Below are 20,301 nucleotides of genomic sequence, written 5' to 3' on the forward strand. Positions count from 1 at the left end.
CAATGCCCCCACTTTCAAGTGCCCGCTGTTTACCTTTTACATAGATTCTAAAAACTGGACTTTAGGCCAGCTTTTTGTCGGAATCGGGGACCCAACCACCTAATTGCTTCAAGACAATGTGACTTAGGCCGTCAATCCACTGCGGATCATCGTTTAAGCATGAAATATAACCAAAGTGCTCGCCCCCGTCAGCAATGAACGCATCGCGACATTCGACCTGGATTTCTTCCAGCGTTTCCAGACAATCAGCCAGGAACCCCGGACACATGGTATGCACTGACCTCACCCCTTCTTTTGCCCACTGGCGCAGCAGAGGCTCAGTATAGGGCTCAAGCCACCGCTCGGCTCCGAAGCGGCTTTGAAATGAGGCATACACAGGAACATGGGTATCAGCCAGGGCTTTACGCAATGCCGACGCCGTCAGCATGCATTCGCGGTAATACGGGTCGCCTTGCTCTATGCATCGACGAGGCAATCCATGAAAACTAAGCAGTAGCCGTTCGGGGGTACCGTTCTGTGCCCAATAGCGGCGTACTGACTGAGCCAGGGGCTGAATGTAGCCAGGGTCATCGTAGTAGTTTTTTATGAATCGCAGTTCGGGCTGGTTACGAAGCCTGGCTACATGACGATTGACGGCATCAACCGCCGTTGCCGTCGTGCTGGCTGCATACTGCGGGTAAAGCTGCGCAACCAGAATTTTCTCGCACCCCTTGTCTCGCAAGGCCTGAATACCGGCAGGAATAGACGGATTTCCGTAACGCATGACCAGCTCTACATGAATGTCCGGTTGCAGCGCTTTCAATTTCGCCTCCAGACCTTCTGCCTGCCTCTGGCTGTACACCAGTAGCGGAGCACCCTCTTCCATCCATACCAGTTCGTATTTAGGAACCAGTTTTTTCGGGCGAAATGGCAACACCGCCAGACGCAAAATCAGTTGCCACAGTACTTGAGGTATTTCAATGACGCGGGGATCAGACAAGAACTCGTCAAGGTAGCGCCGAATGGCTGGCGCAGTAGGGGCGTCGGGCGTGCCCAGATTCAACAATAGCACACCGATAGCGGCCTCTGGACGCGATGTAACTTCGCTATCCAGCAGGGTGGGATCTGCGGCTTCGTCTAGGTATTTGGTTAACAACATGGGTGTCAGGTGTAACGTGAGTACGCCGTTTCATCAACAGCTATTGCCGGTCGGGCCCGGATCATTACTTGGGATTGTAACTAAGTGCATTGGACAACAGCCGGGCAGTTATGTCCACGATAGGTATTACTTTCTCGTAAGCCATTCTGGAAGGCCCTATAACACCCAGTGTTCCGACGACTTCGCCATCTACCCCATACGGCGCCGTGATTACCGATACGTCGTTTAACGGCATCAGGTTTGAATCACCCCCGATGTAGATCTGCACCCCTTGGGCATGGCTGGACACATCCAGCAGATGAAGAAGATCGGTTTTCTTCTCGAAGAGCTGGAACAAGCGTCGAAGGCGATCCATATCTTCGGTCATTTCACTGATGTTCAAGAGCTTGTTCTCGCCTGATATGACCACGGACTCTTCAGTATCAGGCTCGGCGCTGCCCGCTGCCACCGCGGCTTGCATCAATTTGGAAATATCAGCCTGCAGTGAGGACAACTCTACTGCCAGAGACTCGCGCACCTGCGAGAACGATTTGCCTGAAAAATGCTGATTGAAAAAGTTGCTTGCTTCAATTAACTCTTGAGCCAGATAATCGCGCGGCATAAACAAAATTCTATTTTGCACATCGCCATCCGGCGTCACGATGATCAGCAGCACGCGCTTTCCGGAGAGACGTATGAATTCGATCTGACTGAAGGTCTGCGCACGCTTGGGCGCCATGACCACACCCGCAAACTGCGACAGATTAGACAGCAGCGCCGCTGCAGAATTAACCGCCCTGCCCGGCTCGTCGATAGGCAGCCGCAACAGCATGGGCTCGACAATGGGTTGATCAAAACGCTGCACTGCCAGCAAACGATCTACAAAAATACGGTAGCCTTGGGGTGTGGGTACGCGCCCCGCCGAAGTATGAGGGCTTTGAATCAAACCCAAGTCTTCAAGATCTGCCATCACATTACGAATGGTGGCAGGCGATAAATCAAACATCTTCGATAAGGTTCGCGAGCCAACGGGCTGTCCATCGGCGATATATCGCTCGATCAATACTTTAAGCAATGCGTTCGCTCTATCGTCCATAGCTCTTTATGCAGTAGTTATTGATGCGCTTAAGACAGAATCCGTTTCCGGACCGCCACAAATAGCCGCGCAACTCTATAATTCAAGTAATTCTACTTACTCAATACGATCATAAGGTATTTACCTCATGCACTTTAAAACGGTCGCCATCATAGGTCGATATCAAGACAGTGGCCTCGATGCGCCCTTACGTGCCGTCACCCAAACGCTGAAAGAAGCAGGTTGCACTGTACTGATAGAAACAGAAACTGCCCGCAACACAGGCATCAACGACATTCGCGCGGTTTCGTACGAAGACATCGGGCAGCATGCCGACCTGGCCATTATTGTTGGTGGCGATGGCACCATGATAGGCGCTGCACGGAAACTTGCCTGTACTGGCGTACCATTGATCGGGATCAATCACGGCAGACTCGGCTTCATTACCGATATCCCGCTTGCCAGCGCCCATGATGCCATCATCAGTGTCATCGACGGCAACTACGATGCCGAAGAGCGCAGCATGCTTGAAGGCAGGATTGTACGCGGTGACGAAACCCTGTTCTCGGGTATCGCGCTTAACGACATTGTAATTAATCGGGCAGGCCGGGGGGAATGATCGAACTGCGCGTTGAACTTGATGGTGTATTTATGCACCGCCAACGCGCTGATGGTGTCATTATTTCCACACCTACCGGCTCCACCGCTTACGCCCTGGCCGCCAATGGGCCTATCTTGCATCCGGCGCTAAATGCTATTTTATTAGTGCCTGTTGCACCACAAACACTGTCTAACCGACCAGTGGTTGTGCCCGATAGCAGTACACTAAGCCTAACAATCACCACCTTGGGACGGGTTGAAACCGGTGCCAGCGTGCATTTCGACATGCAAGCCTGGTCCGATTGCCAGCCCGGCGACCGTATCGATGTACGCCGCGCCCAGGAAACCGTACGTTTTATTCATCCAACGGGGTATAGCTTCTTTTCAACATTGCGTCACAAGCTTGACTGGAATCGCATGCCCCTGCCCTCAGACGAAAACGAATAACACCCTACTTCTATGCTGCGTTCTCTGCACATCCGCGACTTCGTCATCGTAAGCCAGGCCAATATCGAGTTCGATAACGGCTTCACTGTTTTTTCAGGTGAAACCGGGGCCGGCAAATCAATCCTGATTGATGCATTGTCATTGGCCCTTGGAGCCCGTGGCGATGCCAAGGTCATACGCGAGAATTGTCCCAAGGCAGACATCAGCGCTCAGTTCGAATGCACCGCAGCGGTAACATCGTGGCTCAGTGAACACGAGTTCGACGCTGACGACGACTTATTGCTCCGGCGTGTCATCGATAGTCAAGGGCGCAGCCGGGCATTTATAAACGGGGCCCCGGCCACGCTAACGCAGCTTCGAGACATCGGCGAATTACTGGTCGATATACACGGCCAGCATGCACATCAAAGTCTGCTGAAAACCGCCAAGCAATACGAACTTCTTGACTCACAAGGCGGCCACAGCCATTTAGCCAGGCAAGTACATAGAGCCTGGTCTGAATGGCAAGATGCCCAGCGCCGCCATCAACTCGCTGCTGAACAGGCCGACATTCTGGCCAATGAGCGTGAACAGCTTGAGTGGAAGCTGGGTGAGTTTCAAAACCTGGACCTGCAAGAGGGTGAATGGGAGACCGTCAGCGACGAACATCAACGCCTGGCTCATTCCCAGACGCTGATTGATGGCACGTCCACCACCCTGCAGCTGCTGGATGCCGACGAGAACTCGGCCCAGCTCGCTCTAAATACAGCAGCCCATGAAATTCAGGCCATACTCCGCCACGATACTCATTTGCAGCAAATTTTTGATACCATCGAATCTGCACGTATCGCGTGCGCCGAGGCGATTTCAGACCTGAACAGTTATGTTTCCAACATGGAACTTGATCCTGACAGGCTCGCCATCGCCGAAGCCCGCATGGCTGAAATATTCAGTTTGTCGCGCAAATATAAGTGCCAGCCTGAAGAACTGCTTCAGGCCCAAGGCGAACTTGAACGGCGCCTCGCCGAATTAAACGAAGCCAGCGATCTTCAACAACTGGAAGAGCTTGTTGCTTCCGCTAAAAACAATTACGACACACTCGCCCGCCAGTTAACCCAGGCTCGAACAGCCACCAGCAAGGCCTTAAGTCTGCAAGTTACCGACGCCATGCAGGCCCTTTCCATGCAAGGTGGTCAGTTCCGGGTGGCCATCACCCCGGCCAAAGCCTCAGCACATGGCAACGAAAACATCGAGTTTCTGGTGTCCGGGCATGCCGGCGTCAGCCCTGCTCCCTTAAGTCGGGTAGCCTCGGGCGGCGAGCTGGCCAGGATCTCGCTGGCATTGGCCGTTATCGCCAGCCAGGCGGCCAGGGTTCCCACCTTGATATTTGATGAAGTTGACACGGGCATAGGCGGCGCGGTTGCCGAAGTGGTAGGCACTTTGCTTCGCAAACTGGGTGACAGACACCAGGTTTTATGCGTAACGCACTTGCCCCAAGTAGCTGCACAGGGGCAACATCACTTCCAGGTCAGCAAAAACAGCCGGAAAAGTGGCACTACCTCGAACATCGAAACGCTGAGTGCCGACGGACGCGTCGAAGAAATATCGCGCATGCTGGGCGGTATTGAGATTACTGAAACCACGCGCCGGCACGCTAAAGAAATGCTGCAGCATTAACGGATTATCCGGCGATATCGGCCAGCTTCCAGGCTCGGGCCGGGACCACGGCGTGAAAGCCAGCCTGCGGGTCAGGTTCTGGCCTTCATTCAGCTTTTGAGCCTAAGGCCGGAAGTCAGAGCATCCGGCCGCTGACATGCTATCGGGAAGTCGGTTTATGCGTCTGGCGCCCACCTGCGTTAAGGCGGTTAGAGCTTGTGCACTCTTCGCAAATGCCGTACAACACCAATGTGTGGCTTTCGAGTTCGAAGCCCAAGTCATCGGCAATTTGATATTGACGCTGCTCAATTTCGGGGTCAGAGAACTCGACAACTTTGGCGCAGTTCGTGCAAATAAAGTGGTCATGATGATCTCCATCGTTAAGCTCAAAGACAGCTTTTCCACCATCGAACTGACTACGCATTAAAATGCCAGCTTGCTCAAACTGAGTAAGCACGCGATATACGGTGGCCAAGCCGATGTCTACATCTTCAGCGATTAGAAGACGGTATACGTCTTCGGCGCTAAGATGACGCATTTCTTGGGTTTCATCGTTACGACGGAAGACGTCGAGAATCTTGAGGCGCGGAAAAGTCGCCTTAAGCCCCATATTTTTCAGTTCATTTTGATCTTTCATGGCTAAAATTATACATCTGAAGGGGGTAAGGCTCGTGGCCCATCAGGCAAATACACTGACGGATTCCGAGACGGATTTCACAGCGCAGTATGCGCTGATGTCGAATCCCTTATATGATAACGATTTTATTCCAACAGGGGCATTGCAAGCAGATGAAAGCTAAAAAACTCACTCCTGTCCTGCGCACAGGCATAGCAGTATGCCTTACCGCCGTACTTTTAAGTGCGTGTGGCACCGGTAAATGGGGTTTTCCATACAAAGCTGATGTGCAGCAAGGCAACTGGATCACCACTGAAGATGTTAACCGCCTTCAACCAGGGATGACACGCGAACAAGTACGCTACGTGCTTGGCACCCCTACTTTACAAGATATTTTCCACACCGATCGCTGGGAATACCCGTATTACAACAAACCTGGTTACGGCGACGAAGAGTTACGCCTATTTACTGTCTGGTTTGAAGGCGATACCTTAGTACGCTGGGAAGGCAGTGAGCAGCCTGAACGCCAGCCTTTCCAGAAAGCAGATACGGGTTCAGTTGACGCCAGGGCACAAAGTGGGGCAGAAAGCAGCACGGGGCAAACATTGCCCATCGACACCGGGACCGCGCTGCCTATCAATCAGCCCGCCACGAGCCCGGAGCCCAGCGGTACTGTAGATGGCTCGCATCGCCCCGAACCTCTACGTTAACAGGACTTTTCAACTATGCGTATTGCCATTACTGGCGCTGACGGTCGCATGGGCCGCATGCTGATCGAAGCAGTATTGAATCACCCGGAACTCACTCTCACGGTTGCACTAGACCGTGCGGGGTCAAGCTCTATTGGCGTCGACGCCGGGGCTTTTTTAGGCCGTGATACCGGCATCTTAATTAGCGACGATCTCGCGTTACTGGAAAATGCAGATTGCCTGATTGATTTTACCCGCCCCGCCGGCACGCTGGCTCACCTTGATGCGTGTGTGGCTCACCATACCAACTGCATCATTGGCACCACCGGCTTTAGCGACGATGAAAAAGACCGTATTCGCCAGGCCTCCGAAAGCATTGCCATTGTGTTTGCTCCAAACATGAGCGTGGGCGTGAACGCCACCCTGCGACTTCTTGAAGTGGCAGCCAAGCTGATGAACTCCGGCTTTGATGTCGAAGTATTTGAAGCTCACCACCGCAATAAAGTCGACGCCCCTTCAGGCACTGCCCTGGCCATGGGTGAAACTGTCGCCAACGCCTGGGGTAAAGATCTGAACGACATCGCTGACTGGGCCAGACACGGAGACACCGGCGCTCGCGAAACTGGCCATATTGGTTTCTCGGTCGTACGTGGCGGCGACATTATTGGCGACCACACCGTTTACTTCTGCGGTGACGGTGAGCGTATCGAAATTTCGCATCGCTCCAGCAGCCGCACTACCTACGCCCAAGGCAGCATGCGCGCCGCTCAATTTCTGGCAGGCAAACAAAAGGGACTGTACTCGATGCAGGATGTTCTGGGAATAAACTAGAGGCAGTATGCGGCGATCCACCTAGCAACGGGAAATTTCTCCAGTAGCATTCCGGTCCCACTTTCACTGAGCGAGAGGTAAGCATGGAACTGAAGCAACTGGAATATTTCATTGCGATCGCCGACTTCAAATCCTTCTCTCGTGCATCCTTGCGTATCGGGGTCTCGCAACCCGTACTAAGCCGCCAGATCAAAGCGCTGGAGCAAGAGCTCGGCGTAACGCTGTATCACCGAACGGGACATGGCGTTGTATTAAGCGATGCCGGGAAGTGCCTAGAGCAATACGCCAAAGGCATACTGGACACAGCAGCGACTGCAAAAAGGGAACTCACCGCTCTAGGGAAAGAACCTTCTGGGCGCGTGCTAATCGGTATGCCGCCTTCCGTACAGGCTGTGCTGGCTGCACCACTAGTGAAAAGATTCCGGCAAAGCTTTCCCCAGGTATCCCTTGGCATCATGGAAGGCTTCAGTGGGCATGTACAGGAGTGGCTCACAACAGGCCGACTGGATATTGCCATTCTGTACCAAACCAAATACAACGGCATGCTCACGGGGGATCCCCTGTTAACAGATGAGCTATTCTTGCTCGGCCCTACTCACGATCCGGCTCGCGCCGGAGAAGGTCCTGTCCCTCTGAGCAGCCTGGCCCATATTCCGCTAATCCTTCCCAATAAGCCCCACGGACTGCGGCTGCTGTTGGACGAAGTTATGGCAAAATCAGCCGTTATACCCAATATACAGCTTGAAATGGACGCCATGCCATCCACGCTTAGCCTAATTGAGCACGGCCTACAGTACTACACCGTTCTGTCGTATTCGAGCGCTCATGAACTGATAGAAAGTCGTCGAATACGGTACTGGAAAATCATAGAGCCCACGATAAAACGCAACCTGGTTGTCGTCAGCTCTTCACAACGTCCTTCGACCAAAGCGTCACGCGAACTAATGATATTCGTGAGGCAACTGGTCCAGAGCCTGGTAGACGAAGGCCGATGGTCGCCGCCTGCCTGATCAATAGGGGCTTTCCGACGGCGCTTCATCCAGCCTGACAATCCAGCCTTTAGTCGCTTCGCTATAAGGTGGATAAATTGACGCGACTAGCGGATCATGCCCAGGAATTATATGATTTCTGCTTTCCGCCAGACGGTCAACACGGTCATACCCCTCTAGTACGGCCGACACACTGTCCAGCACAGGAAACACGCGCCGCTGCGCCAGATGCGCATAATGATGGGCCACATCTGAAGCAATGACGACATATCCACGCCGCGTTTTAACCCGCACTGCCTGCAAGCCTTTAGTGTGACCGCCAATATGTATCAGCGTGATGCCAGGGAAAAGCTCCACATCCCCGTCGTGAAAGCACACACGCCCCTCGAATAGCCTACGCACCATCAAGACAACGTCGTCGACCTCATAAGAATGACGCAGCGCATCGTGACACATGCATCGACCCGTAGCGAAGGCCATTTCCGTATCCTGTAAATGGAAGGTCGCTTTAGAGAAGAGTTCGTTATTTCCCGCATGATCATAGTGCATGTGTGTAATCACAACATCCTCTACTGCATCGACGTCCACGCCGAGCATGGCGAGCCCTTTAGCGACCGGATTAAGCAGCTCGCGGTTACGCTGCCGGGCTGCGCGTTCACCAAAACCAGTATCAATCACAACTGTGCGTAGCTCGTTGCGAATGACCCAGACATAGTAGTTAAGTGCCATGGGGCCGTCATGAGCGTCCCCCCCAAAAAGTTTGCCGCCGCATTTCTGTCTACTCGAGCGTAGGTCACCGCAAATGCTTCGTAAGTATCATCGTTCATATCAGTCAAGCCTTTAGAATCAGCATGGCGCTGTACTGGACTATCACAACGCCATGCTTTGACAGACACATTCAATCCTCGCCCTTCTACTGGCCTTTGCCTGGCCAGATCGGTTTGGAAAGGGCAAGTTCATCGGGGTACACCGTAACTGGTACTCCCTCTTGCCACTGAATGACTGTCAGGCTTGCGCCCACGCGGCGTCCATGGTCATCAAACTTCAACTCGCCACCTGGGTAATAGATTGACTCTCCTGCATCCATTGTACGTAGAGCTTGTGCTACCGATTCGCGATCAGCCTTTCCTGATGCCTCCAGCGCTTCTTTGATCAACCACATATCGCCATAGGTAGAAATAGCATTCTGCGTCATCCATGGTTCGTTGTGCTCTTTCTTCATCCGCTCAATAAGAGCTTCCTGGCCTTTGGTCCCCCAGTTAGCGACTGCCGACATTACCCCATTGAGGAAGTCCGGACTTACCGTATTGAGCACTTCGGGTTCGGCAATCGCAATCCCGAACGAGATCACAGGGACACGCACGTTCATCTCATTCATTTTCTCCAGAATGAGCTTGGCATCAGAAATGACCGTGGGCAGGAAAAAAACCAGATCTGGCCTGCGTGACCTGACCTGCTGGATTAGAGAAGAGGCGTCTGCCAAGGGAGGGGTAAAAGTCTCGTCCACAACCAGTCTTAATCCGTTTTCCTCAAGCAAACCGTCTTTCATCGCTTTTACAGAAGACAGCGAAGAAGCCGTATTATCCGTGATAATGGCTACCGTTTCAGGGCGCTTTCCGGATGTCTGTTCGGCTAAATCCAGAATAGTAGGAATCGATAGCTCCGCCTGTTTTCCTGCCGTAGCCGACGTCTGGAATATATACTCAAAGCCACGGCCCGTGATCATGTCGGAATACGACAAAGTCAGCATCGGCAGCTTCGCTCGTTCTGTAACCTCTGTTACTGCCAAGGTGAAAGAGCTTAGATAGGCTCCGGTTCCTGCCACCAAATCAGGATAGTCAGCAACCATCCGTTGGGCAGCGCTTTTCGATTTTTCAGTGGTATCACCAGAATCGATTACCTCCAACTTTAGCTCTGCGCCTCCAAGCGACTTAATACCCCCTGTGCGTTGATGTCTGTAATAGCCATATCCGCACCCATTCGCATGACTTGCCCATACCTGGCATAAATACCAGACATAGGCGCAATCAGGCCGACCTGTACCGGCTCTACATCCGCGGCCATCACGATGGACACCTGGCTCAGGGCCACCGCGCCCGCTACTAAAACGTTCAAGAGCTTATTGCTTCCTGCTTTTCTCTGCTTCATGGTAGTCTCCATTCTTTAATAATTATCCAGCTTTCAGAGGCAAGCTTTGAACCTACATGCCGAGATAGGCACGCCGTACCCGGTCATCAGCTTGCAAGGCCTCGTTAGTACCTTCCAGCACAACGGATCCGGTTTCCAGCACATACCCACGGTCGGCAGACTGCAATGCTTCTGCCACCCGTTGCTCCACTAAAAGAATCGTCAGATCGGTTTCCCTGCGTATGTCGAGTAGCCGCTCAAAGATAAAATCCGCAATCGCAGGTGACAGGCCCATTGATGGCTCATCCAGCATCAGTAGGCGGGGCGAAGAAGCAAGCCCCCGGGCAATAGCTACCATCTGTTGCTCCCCTCCCGACAAGGTTCCGGCTAACTGCTTCTCCCGCTCCTTTATTCGGGGGAACCACTCATAGATCTGTTCCAGGCTCCGTTTCCAGTCTCGCTGCCCCGCCTTGGTATAAGCACCCATTTCCAGATTCTCAAGAACGGTCATCGAAGCGAACACCTGGCGACCTTCCGGAACATGTGCGATACCAAGATGCGCCCTTTGCCACGGGGCGACGGACAACAAATTCTGCCCCTCGAATACGATGGCACCAGACGATGGCTGGACAGTTCCTGAAATCACTTTAAACAAGGTGCTTTTACCTGCACCATTTGGCCCGACCACCGCTACAAACTCACCTTTATTGACTGTCAGACTGATAGATTTCAGCACTGATACAGCTGAGTAGCCGGCCACGATCTGTGTAATCTCAAGCATTGGCAGCACTCCATTTCTTGCCCAGATACGCCTCTATGACGCGCCTGTCCCGCGTAATCTCATGCGGCTTCCCCGTCACCAGTACTTCGCCATGATCCAAAACCACAAACTCATCCACTAGCTGCACCATAGCCTGCATGGTGTGTTCTATGATGACAATAGTCATACCCGCTTGCGACAAGCGGTGTATTTCGCGGACTACCTCATCGACTTCGCCCTGCCCTAATCCGGCCAAGGTCTCATCCAGCAGCAACAACTCGGGCTGCCCTGCCAGGGCTCGTGCCAACTCCATCAAGCGAAGCTCTTTGGTGGTTAAAGCTGAAGCAAGCCGGGTGGCACAATACTCCAGTCCGAGCTGAGAAATAGCCTGGGCAGTCAAAGCGTCGGCCTCCTGCTCCCCTTGCGCTCTGACATAGGCTCCGACCTTTACATTCTGCGCTACCGTCAATCGGGCAAATGGCCTCATGATCTGGAAAGTCCGTCCTACCCCAGCCACGCACAATACGTGCGGTTTCCGCCCAGCCATATCCACACCGTTAACAAGAATTTTCCCCCGTCCGGGGTCAAAAATCCGTTCAGAACATTAAACAATGTGGTTTTCCCTGCCCCATTAGGACCTATCACACCCAGGATCATGCCCTTGCGCACCTTGAAGCTGACGTTCTGTACAGCTTTCAGACCACCAAAGCTTCTGGACACAGACTGTACGTCCAGGATGATTGTTTTCTCTGTCTCTGACCGTTGATGTGCCGGCTTAATTTCATGAGCCAGCCCTGATTCTGAACGCTTATTCTGGAGAGACTCACCAGGACCAGCAGGAGCCCGTCCCCCTCTCATCCGCTGCGTCCTCTTGATCCAATAGTCCCGAACTTTCCAGTAGACGCCTTCGGGCGCGACGAGAATCACGATCACAATGGCCAACCCCAGAATGACACCTTGTATGCCAGGAAAGCGGGAGCCAAGCTCGGCATGCAGAATCTCACCCAATGGAATCAGGATCGCGGCACCAATCACCGGCCCCCAGACGGTTCCTACACCACCAAACATAGCTACTGTTAAGGCCTGCGCTGAAACCAACATTCCAAATACTGAGATAGGCGTAACAACCAGGAGCACGACTGAATAGAAAGCCCCCGTAGCTCCAGCAATGGCACCACTCAAAGCAATTGCCTTGAGCTTCCACCTTAGCGTGTTGATACCTGAAGCCTCCGCCGCAGCCTCATTTTGTTTGATGGCTATCAACGCCATTCCAAACTTCGTTCGTTCCACATAGCGAGTTATCTGTATAAACACCAATAGCATCAGCAATGCCAAGATCGTGTAGAGGCGTGGGTCAGAAAACTGCATGAAGCTCGCCGCATTCTCTCGCTGTAGCGGAAACGTCACCTCTTGCAGCCCAAGCCACTCAAACACATACAGAAGCGCCAGCGGATAGGCGAGCATTGCCAAAGCGAAATAGTGCCCACGCAAGCGAAATGTGGGCAGTCCGATTATTAACCCAGCCAATGCTCCGATCACGCCTGATGCCGGAATCATCACCCAGGGACTAAGCCCCAGATGAATCTGTGCCAGCACTGTGGCGTATGCTCCCAGTCCAAAGAAGGAGGCATGACCAAATGACACCAGTCCCGTGTAACCACTGAGCATATTCCACGAAAGGCCAAAACATGCCCAAACCAACACCAAGGTCAGCATCAACTGGTGATAGGAGTTTCTGACCAGTAAAGCCAGGCCAAGGTAAGCAGTTGCCGCAATAACAAGAATCACAGTAGCCTTAGACGTTTTCATTCAGGTCCTCTCCGAAATACGCCCAAATAGCCCTTGCGGTCTCAGCGTTACGATCAACAGGAAAAAAACAAAAATAGCGGCATTCTGCAGTTGCATCGGCAAGATAAGACTGGAGAGCTGCTGCACCAGACCAATCACCATTCCACCCCAAAACGCACCGACAATACTGCCAATACCTCCGAGCACTACACCCGCGTACATGATGATCACGAACTCCAGCCCAACAAAGGGCTGAAACGGATAATTCGTTGCCAGCAAACCTCCGGCTAATGCGGTAATACACGTTCCAAGCGCGAATGCCATGCGATAGGCTGAGTTCACATTAATGCCCATGTAGGACGATGCCACTGGATTATCTGCTGCCGCACGCAAAGCCTTTCCAAGGCGCGTACGGTTGACCAGCACCGTGAAGAGCACAATCACCAACAGAGACACCAGCATGGCTACGCCGCGCCCCTTGTTGATGAAAATACTGATGAAGTCTCCCCACAACGGCCCTACTTCCCATGCGCCACTGGACAGTGGCGTACGAATGGATACCAGTTGCGAGCCAAACAGCATCATTCCGCCGTTCTGTAAAATTAGCGCAATACCCAGCGTCAAAATTAACTGTGCGTAATGACCATCTCCTTCTAGTTGGCTTGTACGACTGCCGGTCACCCTGGAGATCAAAAAATAATGTACGAGATAACCCACCATGAACATGATGGGGACCATGAGAAAAATCGAAGCATAAGTACCCAATATGCTTTGGCTTCCGCTCATGATAAGCAGGAAGTAAGCCACATACATTCCCAGCATCATGAAGTCACCCTGTGCGAAGTTGATGACCCGCATAATGCTGAAAATCATGGCAAGGCCCAGACACATCAAACCGTAGAGCCCGCCTACCAACAGACCAGCCACCAGCGCCTGTAGAAAAGCTTCAGACATAATCTGCAGTTCTGTCATTGATCTCTCCTTTCCCTATTTTTATTGTTCCGGTCTTTAGAACACAGCGTGGCAAGCAACGCCGCATCGGGTTCAGCCTCGAACGAATCCACGAGAGCAACGATCTGCTGGGCCCTTCTTTGCCCCATTACCGATCTTGCGGCCTCCAGACACCTCGTATGAATCAATGCGGCATCGGCCTCGATCACGTCATCCAGCTCTGCCGACAAAACCTCTCCATCCTCCAAAAAGAGCGTCACTCGGGCCCCCTGCTTTTCAGGAAAAGCGGCGGTGTAGCGTCCATCGCTTCTCAAGGTCGTCGCTGCTACGAGCCGCAAGATTTCCGCATCGTTGAGTTGGCTGTAATTATTTTCCTGAATATCGCGATTCACCAGCGTTGCGGCTACGCCAAAGACGATACTCATCTTGGCTTGAAGCGCATAATTAAAGGGCCCCGTACTGCTGCACCCCGGATAGCGAACCGCTGCAAGCGTACTGTCTATACGCACTGCTACGATCTGCTGACTGCCGCCACGCAACTGGCCAATTGCTTTCAAGGCAGCCTGACAAGGAGATTGCGCAAAATTGCAGGCTGGAACCGCTTTATTGAATACCGAAAGAATCTCTGCCTCTCCGTTGGCAAACAGCACAATAGGGTCTGCCATTGAGACACGTCCATAAGCCTGAAACAGGCCCGCCTCGCCTTCCAGAATGGACTCAGATGCAATCGCCCCGAGTTGTGCAAGCTGCAGGCAGGCCAGGGAATTTTGCACAACAAAGCCCGGATGAAAGTACATTTCGCTACCGCCGGTATAGGGCCATTCATTCAACCCGGCAGAACAGTTGCCTGCTAGCGCAAACGCTGCCACAGCCTGATCAGGACTCAGGGAGATAATTCGCGCACCGGTAACGGCTGCCGCATAGGGCCCAATCAAACCGGTAGGCCGGAACAATCGTGCGAGATCACTGGACATCAATGCGCGTCCAATGCGAGCTCCTACCTCATACCCTACAATCGCAGCCGCCAGCGCCTGACGTCCTGTGAGCCGGTGCCGCTCAACCAGAGCCAGCACCATCGGCCAAACAACCACGCCCAAATGACAAATACTGCCAGGATGCATATCCTCACGCACCAGCCCATGTGCCGAAACCGCATTTGCAAAGGCCGCTCCCTGCACGGCATAGGTGCCTTTCTCGCCGATGATATGCACACCGTCGCGATCCGTCGTCGCCAGCCTCCGTGCCTGTACGCTCCAGTCCAGAGGAAGCGCCTCAAAAGCGCAGGCTAAAAATCAAGCAAACATAGCTTGGCCTTCTCAATGACCTCATCGGAAAAAGAACCCGAGGGCACAAGCAAAGCCGTATTAACCAGATCAACAGCGGCTGTGCACCCTACTTTCGGAGTCAATGCGTCCATCGCTTTCCCCTCGTGTTCCGGCCACTAATAATGGATCCAAACGCTGCTGAATGCTCAAGAACTGCAGAGAGTAATAGCAGCATCAATTTTGAGTGTCACCCCTGCAATGCTGGCAGCTTCATCACACGCCAGAAAAACAGCGGCCGCACCAACTTCAGAGGCCTTCGCCAATCGTCCCAGCGGCGTTCTTTGTCGACGCGTCTCCCAGCCTTCCTCGTCAATAACCGAGTCAGCACCAGGCGTAGCCACTGGCCCAGGAGCCAAGGCATTAACTCGTATACCATGCACACCGAGTTCTACGGCCTGCTGGCGGGTAAGCGCATCCACCGCCCCTTTAATAGCCGTATAAACGCCCGCATTCTTGATGGAGAAAGAAACAGCAATTGACGATAAATTAATCACTGCCCCTCCACCCCGGGCAAGCAAGTGCGGAGTCACAGCCTGAGAGGCCCAAAGCGTTCCCTTCAACCCGACGCCAAGCATTTTCTCAATGACGTCTTCGCTCATATCAACCAAGGGTGCATAGTGAAAATACACAGCGTTATTGACCAGAATGTCGATTCCGCCTGCATCCTGAGCAAAAGAATCAAACGCAGCGAATACCGCCCGACGATCCGATACATCGCATACGACAGCACGCCCTCTGCCGAATGGGCTTCGCGCAGCGGCTTGAATCACCAGCGCCTCGTTATTGTCCAACATGGCGACCACGGCCCCTTCGTTTGCAAAGGCATACGCAATCTCTTTGCCTATTCCTCCGGCGGCACCCGTTACTACTGCCGTTTTTCCTTCCAGTTTACCCACGCTTGCCTCCTTATCTTTAGGTTGTCGAACAGCGTAGAAAGCTAGGTCTTTTCCTGCTCATTAATGACTTCGCGGGCGATACGGAATGCGTCCACACCTGCAGGGATGCCGGCGTAGATAGCCACTTGCAGCAAAACCTCACGGATTTCCTCCTTTGAAACCCCATTGCGCAGCGCTCCGGCTACATGCATCTTCAACTCGTGCGGCCGATTTAGCGCTCCTATCATCGCCAAATTCAGCATGCTGCGAATTTTTTCGGCAACTCGTCGCGTCCCCATACTGCGCCCCAGCAATATTCCGTGGTCAAACGCTGCATGGGCATATTGAAATCGTCGGCGGCCGACAAGGCGTTTTCTACAAACTCCTTGCCGAGTACAGCTTTGCGAATCTCCAGGCCTTTCTCAAACAGATCGTCATTCATTGTCATTACTTGCTCCTTGTCGAAAAAAATGCCCTGAACCATCAGGCTGAACGCACCTCAACACCAGCCCAGGTTTCCACCACTCGAACGATAGAGGTGAAATCAGAGTCTGGACCGTAGATGGCATTTGTCACTGCCAGCATTTCACGTACTGCTGCACCCACTATCATCGGCACGCCGAGCGCCTCGCTCTCGTCCACACACAGGCGTACGTCTTTGTACGAAAGCCCGGTCGCAAAACCAAAATCGAAGGTCCCCGGCAAAACCGAACGCGGGAACTTGTCTTGCGTGGCGCTGTTTCGACCTGTGCCAGCGTTAATAACATCGAGCATGACCTTGGGGTCAATACCTGCCTTGACCCCCATCGTCACAGCCTCTGCCGATATAGCCAGTGCAGCCGCAGCCAGCAAATTATTGGCTAGCTTCATCGTCTGCGCCTGCCCAGCACCTTCTCCCAGATGAAAAACCTTGCCGAAAATTTTCACAACAGGCTCAATAAAGGCGAAAGTTTCATTCGGGCACGACACCATGACCGCCAGTGTTCCGTCTGACGCCCCCTTCACCCCACCGCTCACCGGTGCATCGATATAACTGATTTGACGATCGTCGAAAGCGCTGAACAGAATCTTGGCAGCGCGAGGCCCGATCGTAGAGAAATCAACAACATGCTTAGCTCGTGTGCCTTCGATCAGCCCTGAAGGCCCTAAAGCAACGGCCTGAACAATTTCGGGATTGGGCAGGCTGACAAATACCACATCCGCACGCTCGGCAATGTCGCGGGCCGTGGTGGCCCTTTCAGCGCCGGCACTCACCAGTGCCTGCATAGCCTGATCAGCCACGTCGTAAACAACTACCTCATGCCCTGAATTCAACAAGCGTCGCGTCATTGGAGCGCCCATGCGGCCCAACCCCACAAAGCCAAAAACAATATCGCTCATGTTTTTCCCTTTGGTTGATTTCATACCCGATGCAAACACCGCGTCCACAAGGCTTCCTGACACCAGCAAGATGTTGGGTGTCAGACAGCCGCTGCTATAGGTAACTGTGGTGCGACGAGACTAAGGCGGCGTTAGACGCCGGTCTGGCCGATGGAGCAAATAATGATGTTCGTGCCACGTTTTATCTGGCTGACTGTCCATGCTTGTCTCCGGCGATTGATAATTTATTTTTTTCGCATATACAACAACAGGCAATCGAGCGGGGTGTAATCCATTACCACGCTTTAAAAACATTCTAGTGCAGGTTGATCTCCATAACACATCAAAAAAGACATAACAGACTCTTCAAGTGGGTCATAGATACGATACTGAAAATTGCTCTGCTAACCGGCACTGTCAGCTAACTGCAATAGGTTCTTGCTCCAGCCTCACCTTAAAACACTGTTGAATATCCGTTTTTATTAACGAGGCAAGGGTGTCAACGTCATGTGCGGTAGCTCCACCCAGGTTGGTCATAACTAAAGCCTGCGTATTATGCATCGCTACGGATCCCACGGTTTTTGCTCTCCATCCGGCCTTATCGATCAGCCAGGCCGCAGCCAGCTTATAGCGGCCATCAGGCTGTTTATAAGCCGTAACGTCCGGATGCTGCTGTCGAATATGCTCCAGCACGGCGGTATCCACAACCGGATTCTTAAAGAAGCTTCCCGCATTACCAATAAGAGCAGGATCAGGTAATTTACGCTGACGGATCTCAACGACAGCACTAAAGACATCCATTGGTGTGGGGGCGTGGGCTAACAGCGGATGTGACTGAAGGTCGGGATAACGCAATACAGGCTGCCATTGCTTCGGCAGTAAGAATCGTACGGCGACAATCAACCAGGTTCCGGGCGGCGCTTGCTTAAAGCGGCTATCCCGATAAGCGAAACCACATTCATCGGGCGTCAACTCATGCAACGTGGATTCGCGTAGATTCCACGCCAACACGCTATGTAAGCGCTGATCCAGCTCTACCCCATAGGCACCAATATTTTGCACAGGTGCAGCGCCTACGGTACCCGGTATCAAGGCCAAGTTCTCTAAACCAAACCAGCCTTGCCCAATCGTATATCTGACAAAATCGTGCCAGCACTCGCCTGCCTCGGCTTCGACGACCCAATGATCTTCGGTTTCGGAGGCTAGCCGTATGCCCTTACTATCTACTTTAATGGTTAAGCCATTTATATGGGGGGCAAGCACTACGTTGCTGCCGCCGCCTAACACCCAATGCGATTCGAATTGATTAAGCAAAGCGCTGATATCGCTTAGTTGCCGACGGCTTTGGTAAAAAATCATCGCCTTTGCCGACGACGTTAAGCCGAAGGTGTTCAGCTTGCTTAAATTATGGTGCGCGTAGATATTCACGTAGGTGGCAGTGTAAAGACTCAATAATAGTTCAAGCATAACGCAGCGAAAACCACTCTGCACTGATACTTTCAAAATTATGCTTGACGCGTATCACGTTTCAGTGCTAAAGTTCTGTCTTTGCTTAATTAGCCCATGCAAACCGTCCAAGGGAATGCGATGCATAGGTTGAAGCAAATGTTGTTTTTATCTAAAGTGTGTTGGTTGTGAAAATCACGACTTACACTTATAAAAACAACCAAGAATAAAATTTTTTGTAATGTTAAATAAATAATACTTGCAAAATAAAAAGCTCTAGCTTATAATTTTATTCTTTCTTGATTAGCACAACACCAACGCTTATCAAGTTTGTCCTAAAAGACAAATATGCGGGAATAGCTCAGTTGGTAGAGCGCAACCTTGCCAAGGTTGAGGTCGCGAGTTCGAGCCTCGTTTCCCGCTCCAAATTCTAAAAAGGCCCTGAAACTACTGTTTCAGGGCCTTTTTGCTTTTTGCCGAAGCTCACTGGGACCCGCGGACAGTCAGCCTTTTTAAGGCCATAATATATGGGTGGCATCAGTTCCGGATTGTTGCTGGGATAGAGCGCGAATCGTGACGAGCATTGAACCTAAGCCGTAACTTAGAGTGTTCGAACGATGGCACTCTCTGATTTAATCCTCCGGCAGGCCAAGCCGGACATCCCCTTTCGTGATGTAGCGCCTATACCACTCCATTAAGCACGTTCATCGTAAAAACAAGTTTAATGAGAACTGGTCATCCCCCTTTTATGATGGAGCGCCTCATTTTGTTGCACATCAGTCCCGAACATTTTGTGCTGAAACCCTATTTCGCCACCATTCATTGTGAGCCGAACTGGGCTTGGCGCAAGCGCAAGGCGCCCATGCCCAATTACGATTTGTTCTATGTCTGGAGCGGGCATGGCGAAATGAACCTGAATGGCAAGCGTTACGCCTTGCGGCCGCACAGCTGTTTTTTGTTCCGGGCGGGTGATGTCAATGACGCAACGCATCGGTCGGATCATCCACTGGTGCTTACCTACATCCATTTTGATTTGGCTGAGCCAGCAACACAGATTCCCGCCCCGTATCGTGTGATCAAAGATTTCATCACGCTGGAAACATTGCTCAGCCGTTATGTGAAACTGTTTCTCACTCAGGCTTATGGCGCGGAAGTCGAAGCGAAGCTGATTCTCAAACAGGCCATGATTCATCTGCTGCGCGAGGAGCAGGAAAATGAGACGGCTCAAAGTGACGGCAAGCGAAAACTGGATGAGGCCATTCTCGAAGTCGCCAACTATGTGAGCGTGCACCCGGGCTTTCCGCACAATGTAGAGCATCTGGCCATGCGCGTGAATATGTCTCCAAAATATTTTTCCCAGAGATTCAAAGAAAAAATGGGGCAGACCCTGCGCTCATATATTGTGGAGTCTAGAATCAGGCGGGCGGAACATTTGCTGCACTTCACGGGTATGTCGGTTACAGAAACTGCCTACGCACTAGGCTACAACGACATGCATTTTTTCAGCCGCCAGTTCAAGCAATATACCGGTCGAAATCCATCCGAAATACGCTGAGCCCTCAGCCTGAGCCCCTCAAGGGGTCGGCTCTTGCTAGCAGAAGATACGGCGGAACGATTATGTGATGGCTGCTGTGCAGCGTGTGTGCCCTTGGGAGCAACACGCCTGATGAA

At 52.4% G+C, this 20,301-nt stretch carries 19 protein-coding genes, 1 tRNA gene and 3 pseudogenes; 8 read left to right on the forward strand and 15 right to left on the reverse strand.

What is annotated here, in order from left to right:
- Window positions 1–61: 61 nt before the first annotated feature.
- Together hemH and hrcA are read right to left on the reverse strand one after the other, a co-directional pair.
- On the reverse strand, window positions 62–1,138 hold the full coding sequence (gene hemH, locus L1889_RS10000) for a ferrochelatase (protein ID WP_238665002.1): 1,077 nt from the start codon (window positions 1,136–1,138) through the stop codon (window positions 62–64).
- Between the two features lie 64 nt (window positions 1,139–1,202).
- Window positions 1,203–2,213: a heat-inducible transcriptional repressor HrcA gene (gene hrcA, locus L1889_RS10005; protein ID WP_238665003.1), complete on the reverse strand. Its 1,011-nt coding sequence runs from the start codon at window positions 2,211–2,213 to the stop codon at window positions 1,203–1,205.
- A gap of 127 nt (window positions 2,214–2,340) precedes the next feature.
- On the opposite strand from hrcA, the pseudogene L1889_RS10010 reads away from it, so the two are divergent.
- Window positions 2,341–3,239, forward strand: a pseudogene (locus tag L1889_RS10010) (NAD kinase).
- Between the two features lie 12 nt (window positions 3,240–3,251).
- Complete coding sequence (gene recN, locus L1889_RS10015) at window positions 3,252–4,895, forward strand: DNA repair protein RecN (RefSeq protein ID WP_238665004.1); 1,644 nt, start codon at window positions 3,252–3,254, stop codon at window positions 4,893–4,895.
- 139 nt (window positions 4,896–5,034) lie between these two features.
- Here recN and fur read toward each other — a convergent pair whose 3' ends face one another.
- Window positions 5,035–5,511, reverse strand: coding sequence for a ferric iron uptake transcriptional regulator (gene fur, locus L1889_RS10020; protein ID WP_238665005.1), 477 nt, complete (start codon window positions 5,509–5,511; stop codon window positions 5,035–5,037).
- Here fur and L1889_RS10025 point away from each other — a divergent pair.
- The 4 genes from L1889_RS10025 to L1889_RS10040 all read left to right on the forward strand — a co-directional run bounded on the left by L1889_RS10025 (window position 5,510) and on the right by L1889_RS10040 (window position 8,020).
- Window positions 5,510–5,674: a hypothetical protein gene (locus tag L1889_RS10025; RefSeq protein ID WP_238665006.1), complete on the forward strand. Its 165-nt coding sequence runs from the start codon at window positions 5,510–5,512 to the stop codon at window positions 5,672–5,674. The genes fur and L1889_RS10025 overlap by 2 nt on opposite strands.
- Window positions 5,664–6,200 (forward strand): outer membrane protein assembly factor BamE, encoded by a 537-nt coding sequence (locus tag L1889_RS10030; protein WP_238665007.1) that lies wholly within the window; start codon window positions 5,664–5,666, stop codon window positions 6,198–6,200. Before L1889_RS10025 ends, L1889_RS10030 begins: the two co-directional genes overlap by 11 nt.
- Before the next feature lie 15 nt (window positions 6,201–6,215).
- The gene (dapB, locus tag L1889_RS10035) at window positions 6,216–7,010 is read left to right on the forward strand and encodes a 4-hydroxy-tetrahydrodipicolinate reductase (RefSeq protein ID WP_238665008.1); all 795 of its coding nucleotides are present in this window, start codon (window positions 6,216–6,218) and stop codon (window positions 7,008–7,010) included.
- Window positions 7,011–7,093: 83 nt separating this feature from the next.
- Window positions 7,094–8,020, forward strand: coding sequence for a LysR family transcriptional regulator (locus tag L1889_RS10040; protein ID WP_238665009.1), 927 nt, complete (start codon window positions 7,094–7,096; stop codon window positions 8,018–8,020).
- Here the strand turns inward: L1889_RS10040 and L1889_RS10045 are convergent, their stop codons facing one another.
- The 12 genes and pseudogenes from L1889_RS10045 to murB form a co-directional block, all read right to left on the reverse strand.
- Window positions 8,021–8,728 (reverse strand): N-acyl homoserine lactonase family protein, encoded by a 708-nt coding sequence (locus tag L1889_RS10045; protein WP_308217621.1) that lies wholly within the window; start codon window positions 8,726–8,728, stop codon window positions 8,021–8,023.
- Between the two features lie 184 nt (window positions 8,729–8,912).
- A complete protein-coding gene (locus L1889_RS10050; protein WP_238665010.1) occupies window positions 8,913–9,905 on the reverse strand; it encodes an ABC transporter substrate-binding protein in 993 nt (330 codons plus the stop codon).
- Window positions 9,906–9,907: 2 nt separating this feature from the next.
- Window positions 9,908–10,147: a hypothetical protein gene (locus L1889_RS10055; RefSeq protein ID WP_238665011.1), complete on the reverse strand. Its 240-nt coding sequence runs from the start codon at window positions 10,145–10,147 to the stop codon at window positions 9,908–9,910.
- A 52-nt stretch (window positions 10,148–10,199) separates the two neighbouring features.
- A complete protein-coding gene (locus L1889_RS10060) occupies window positions 10,200–10,907 on the reverse strand; it encodes an ABC transporter ATP-binding protein (protein WP_238665012.1) in 708 nt (235 codons plus the stop codon).
- Window positions 10,900–11,199, reverse strand: a complete 300-nt coding sequence (locus tag L1889_RS19205; RefSeq protein WP_372871746.1) for an ABC transporter ATP-binding protein C-terminal domain-containing protein — start codon at window positions 11,197–11,199, stop codon at window positions 10,900–10,902. The genes L1889_RS10060 and L1889_RS19205 overlap by 8 nt, the downstream gene beginning before the upstream one ends.
- Window positions 11,200–12,695: pseudogene (locus L1889_RS10070) on the reverse strand (ABC transporter permease subunit); the annotation flags it as partial.
- The gene (locus L1889_RS10075) at window positions 12,696–13,646 is read right to left on the reverse strand and encodes a branched-chain amino acid ABC transporter permease (protein ID WP_238665015.1); all 951 of its coding nucleotides are present in this window, start codon (window positions 13,644–13,646) and stop codon (window positions 12,696–12,698) included.
- Window positions 13,643–14,887 carry an MmgE/PrpD family protein gene (locus L1889_RS10080; RefSeq protein WP_308217672.1) on the reverse strand — a complete coding sequence of 415 codons (1,245 nt, stop codon included), beginning with the start codon at window positions 14,885–14,887 and terminating at the stop codon, window positions 13,643–13,645. Before L1889_RS10080 ends, L1889_RS10075 begins: the two co-directional genes overlap by 4 nt.
- A gap of 209 nt (window positions 14,888–15,096) precedes the next feature.
- Window positions 15,097–15,846, reverse strand: coding sequence for an SDR family NAD(P)-dependent oxidoreductase (locus L1889_RS10085; RefSeq protein ID WP_238665016.1), 750 nt, complete (start codon window positions 15,844–15,846; stop codon window positions 15,097–15,099).
- Window positions 15,847–15,887: 41 nt separating this feature from the next.
- A pseudogene (locus tag L1889_RS10090) lies at window positions 15,888–16,267 on the reverse strand (carboxymuconolactone decarboxylase family protein).
- Window positions 16,268–16,308: 41 nt separating this feature from the next.
- Window positions 16,309–17,229, reverse strand: coding sequence for an NAD(P)-dependent oxidoreductase (locus L1889_RS10095; protein WP_257793889.1), 921 nt, complete (start codon window positions 17,227–17,229; stop codon window positions 16,309–16,311).
- A gap of 372 nt (window positions 17,230–17,601) precedes the next feature.
- Complete coding sequence (murB, locus tag L1889_RS10100) at window positions 17,602–18,636, reverse strand: UDP-N-acetylmuramate dehydrogenase (RefSeq protein WP_238665018.1); 1,035 nt, start codon at window positions 18,634–18,636, stop codon at window positions 17,602–17,604.
- A 344-nt stretch (window positions 18,637–18,980) separates the two neighbouring features.
- On the opposite strand from murB, the gene L1889_RS10105 reads away from it, so the two are divergent.
- Together L1889_RS10105 and L1889_RS10110 are read left to right on the forward strand one after the other, a co-directional pair.
- A tRNA-Gly gene (locus L1889_RS10105) sits at window positions 18,981–19,056 on the forward strand.
- Window positions 19,057–19,396: 340 nt separating this feature from the next.
- Window positions 19,397–20,185 carry a helix-turn-helix domain-containing protein gene (locus L1889_RS10110; RefSeq protein ID WP_238665019.1) on the forward strand — a complete coding sequence of 263 codons (789 nt, stop codon included), beginning with the start codon at window positions 19,397–19,399 and terminating at the stop codon, window positions 20,183–20,185.
- Window positions 20,186–20,301 lie beyond the last annotated feature (116 nt).

The organism is Paenalcaligenes niemegkensis (assembly GCF_022230885.1).
GTDB lineage: Bacteria > Pseudomonadota > Gammaproteobacteria > Burkholderiales > Burkholderiaceae_B > Paenalcaligenes > Paenalcaligenes niemegkensis.

What these genes read in the sequence shown, in the direction of transcription:
- hemH (WP_238665002.1), bottom strand. Translation starts at nt 1,138, where the DNA reads ATGTTGTTAACCAAATACCTAGACGAAGCCGCAGATCCCACCCTGCTG.
- hrcA (WP_238665003.1), bottom strand. Translation starts at nt 2,213, where the DNA reads ATGGACGATAGAGCGAACGCATTGCTTAAAGTATTGATCGAGCGATAT.
- recN (WP_238665004.1), top strand. Translation starts at nt 3,252, where the DNA reads ATGCTGCGTTCTCTGCACATCCGCGACTTCGTCATCGTAAGCCAGGCC.
- L1889_RS10025 (WP_238665006.1), top strand. Translation starts at nt 5,510, where the DNA reads ATGGCTAAAATTATACATCTGAAGGGGGTAAGGCTCGTGGCCCATCAG.
- fur (WP_238665005.1), bottom strand. Translation starts at nt 5,511, where the DNA reads ATGAAAGATCAAAATGAACTGAAAAATATGGGGCTTAAGGCGACTTTT.
- L1889_RS10030 (WP_238665007.1), top strand. Translation starts at nt 5,664, where the DNA reads ATGAAAGCTAAAAAACTCACTCCTGTCCTGCGCACAGGCATAGCAGTA.
- dapB (WP_238665008.1), top strand. Translation starts at nt 6,216, where the DNA reads ATGCGTATTGCCATTACTGGCGCTGACGGTCGCATGGGCCGCATGCTG.
- L1889_RS10040 (WP_238665009.1), top strand. Translation starts at nt 7,094, where the DNA reads ATGGAACTGAAGCAACTGGAATATTTCATTGCGATCGCCGACTTCAAA.
- L1889_RS10045 (WP_308217621.1), bottom strand. Translation starts at nt 8,728, where the DNA reads ATGGCACTTAACTACTATGTCTGGGTCATTCGCAACGAGCTACGCACA.
- L1889_RS10055 (WP_238665011.1), bottom strand. Translation starts at nt 10,147, where the DNA reads ATGAAGCAGAGAAAAGCAGGAAGCAATAAGCTCTTGAACGTTTTAGTA.
- L1889_RS10060 (WP_238665012.1), bottom strand. Translation starts at nt 10,907, where the DNA reads ATGCTTGAGATTACACAGATCGTGGCCGGCTACTCAGCTGTATCAGTG.
- L1889_RS19205 (WP_372871746.1), bottom strand. Translation starts at nt 11,199, where the DNA reads ATGGAGTTGGCACGAGCCCTGGCAGGGCAGCCCGAGTTGTTGCTGCTG.
- L1889_RS10075 (WP_238665015.1), bottom strand. Translation starts at nt 13,646, where the DNA reads ATGACAGAACTGCAGATTATGTCTGAAGCTTTTCTACAGGCGCTGGTG.
- L1889_RS10095 (WP_257793889.1), bottom strand. Translation starts at nt 17,229, where the DNA reads ATGAAATCAACCAAAGGGAAAAACATGAGCGATATTGTTTTTGGCTTT.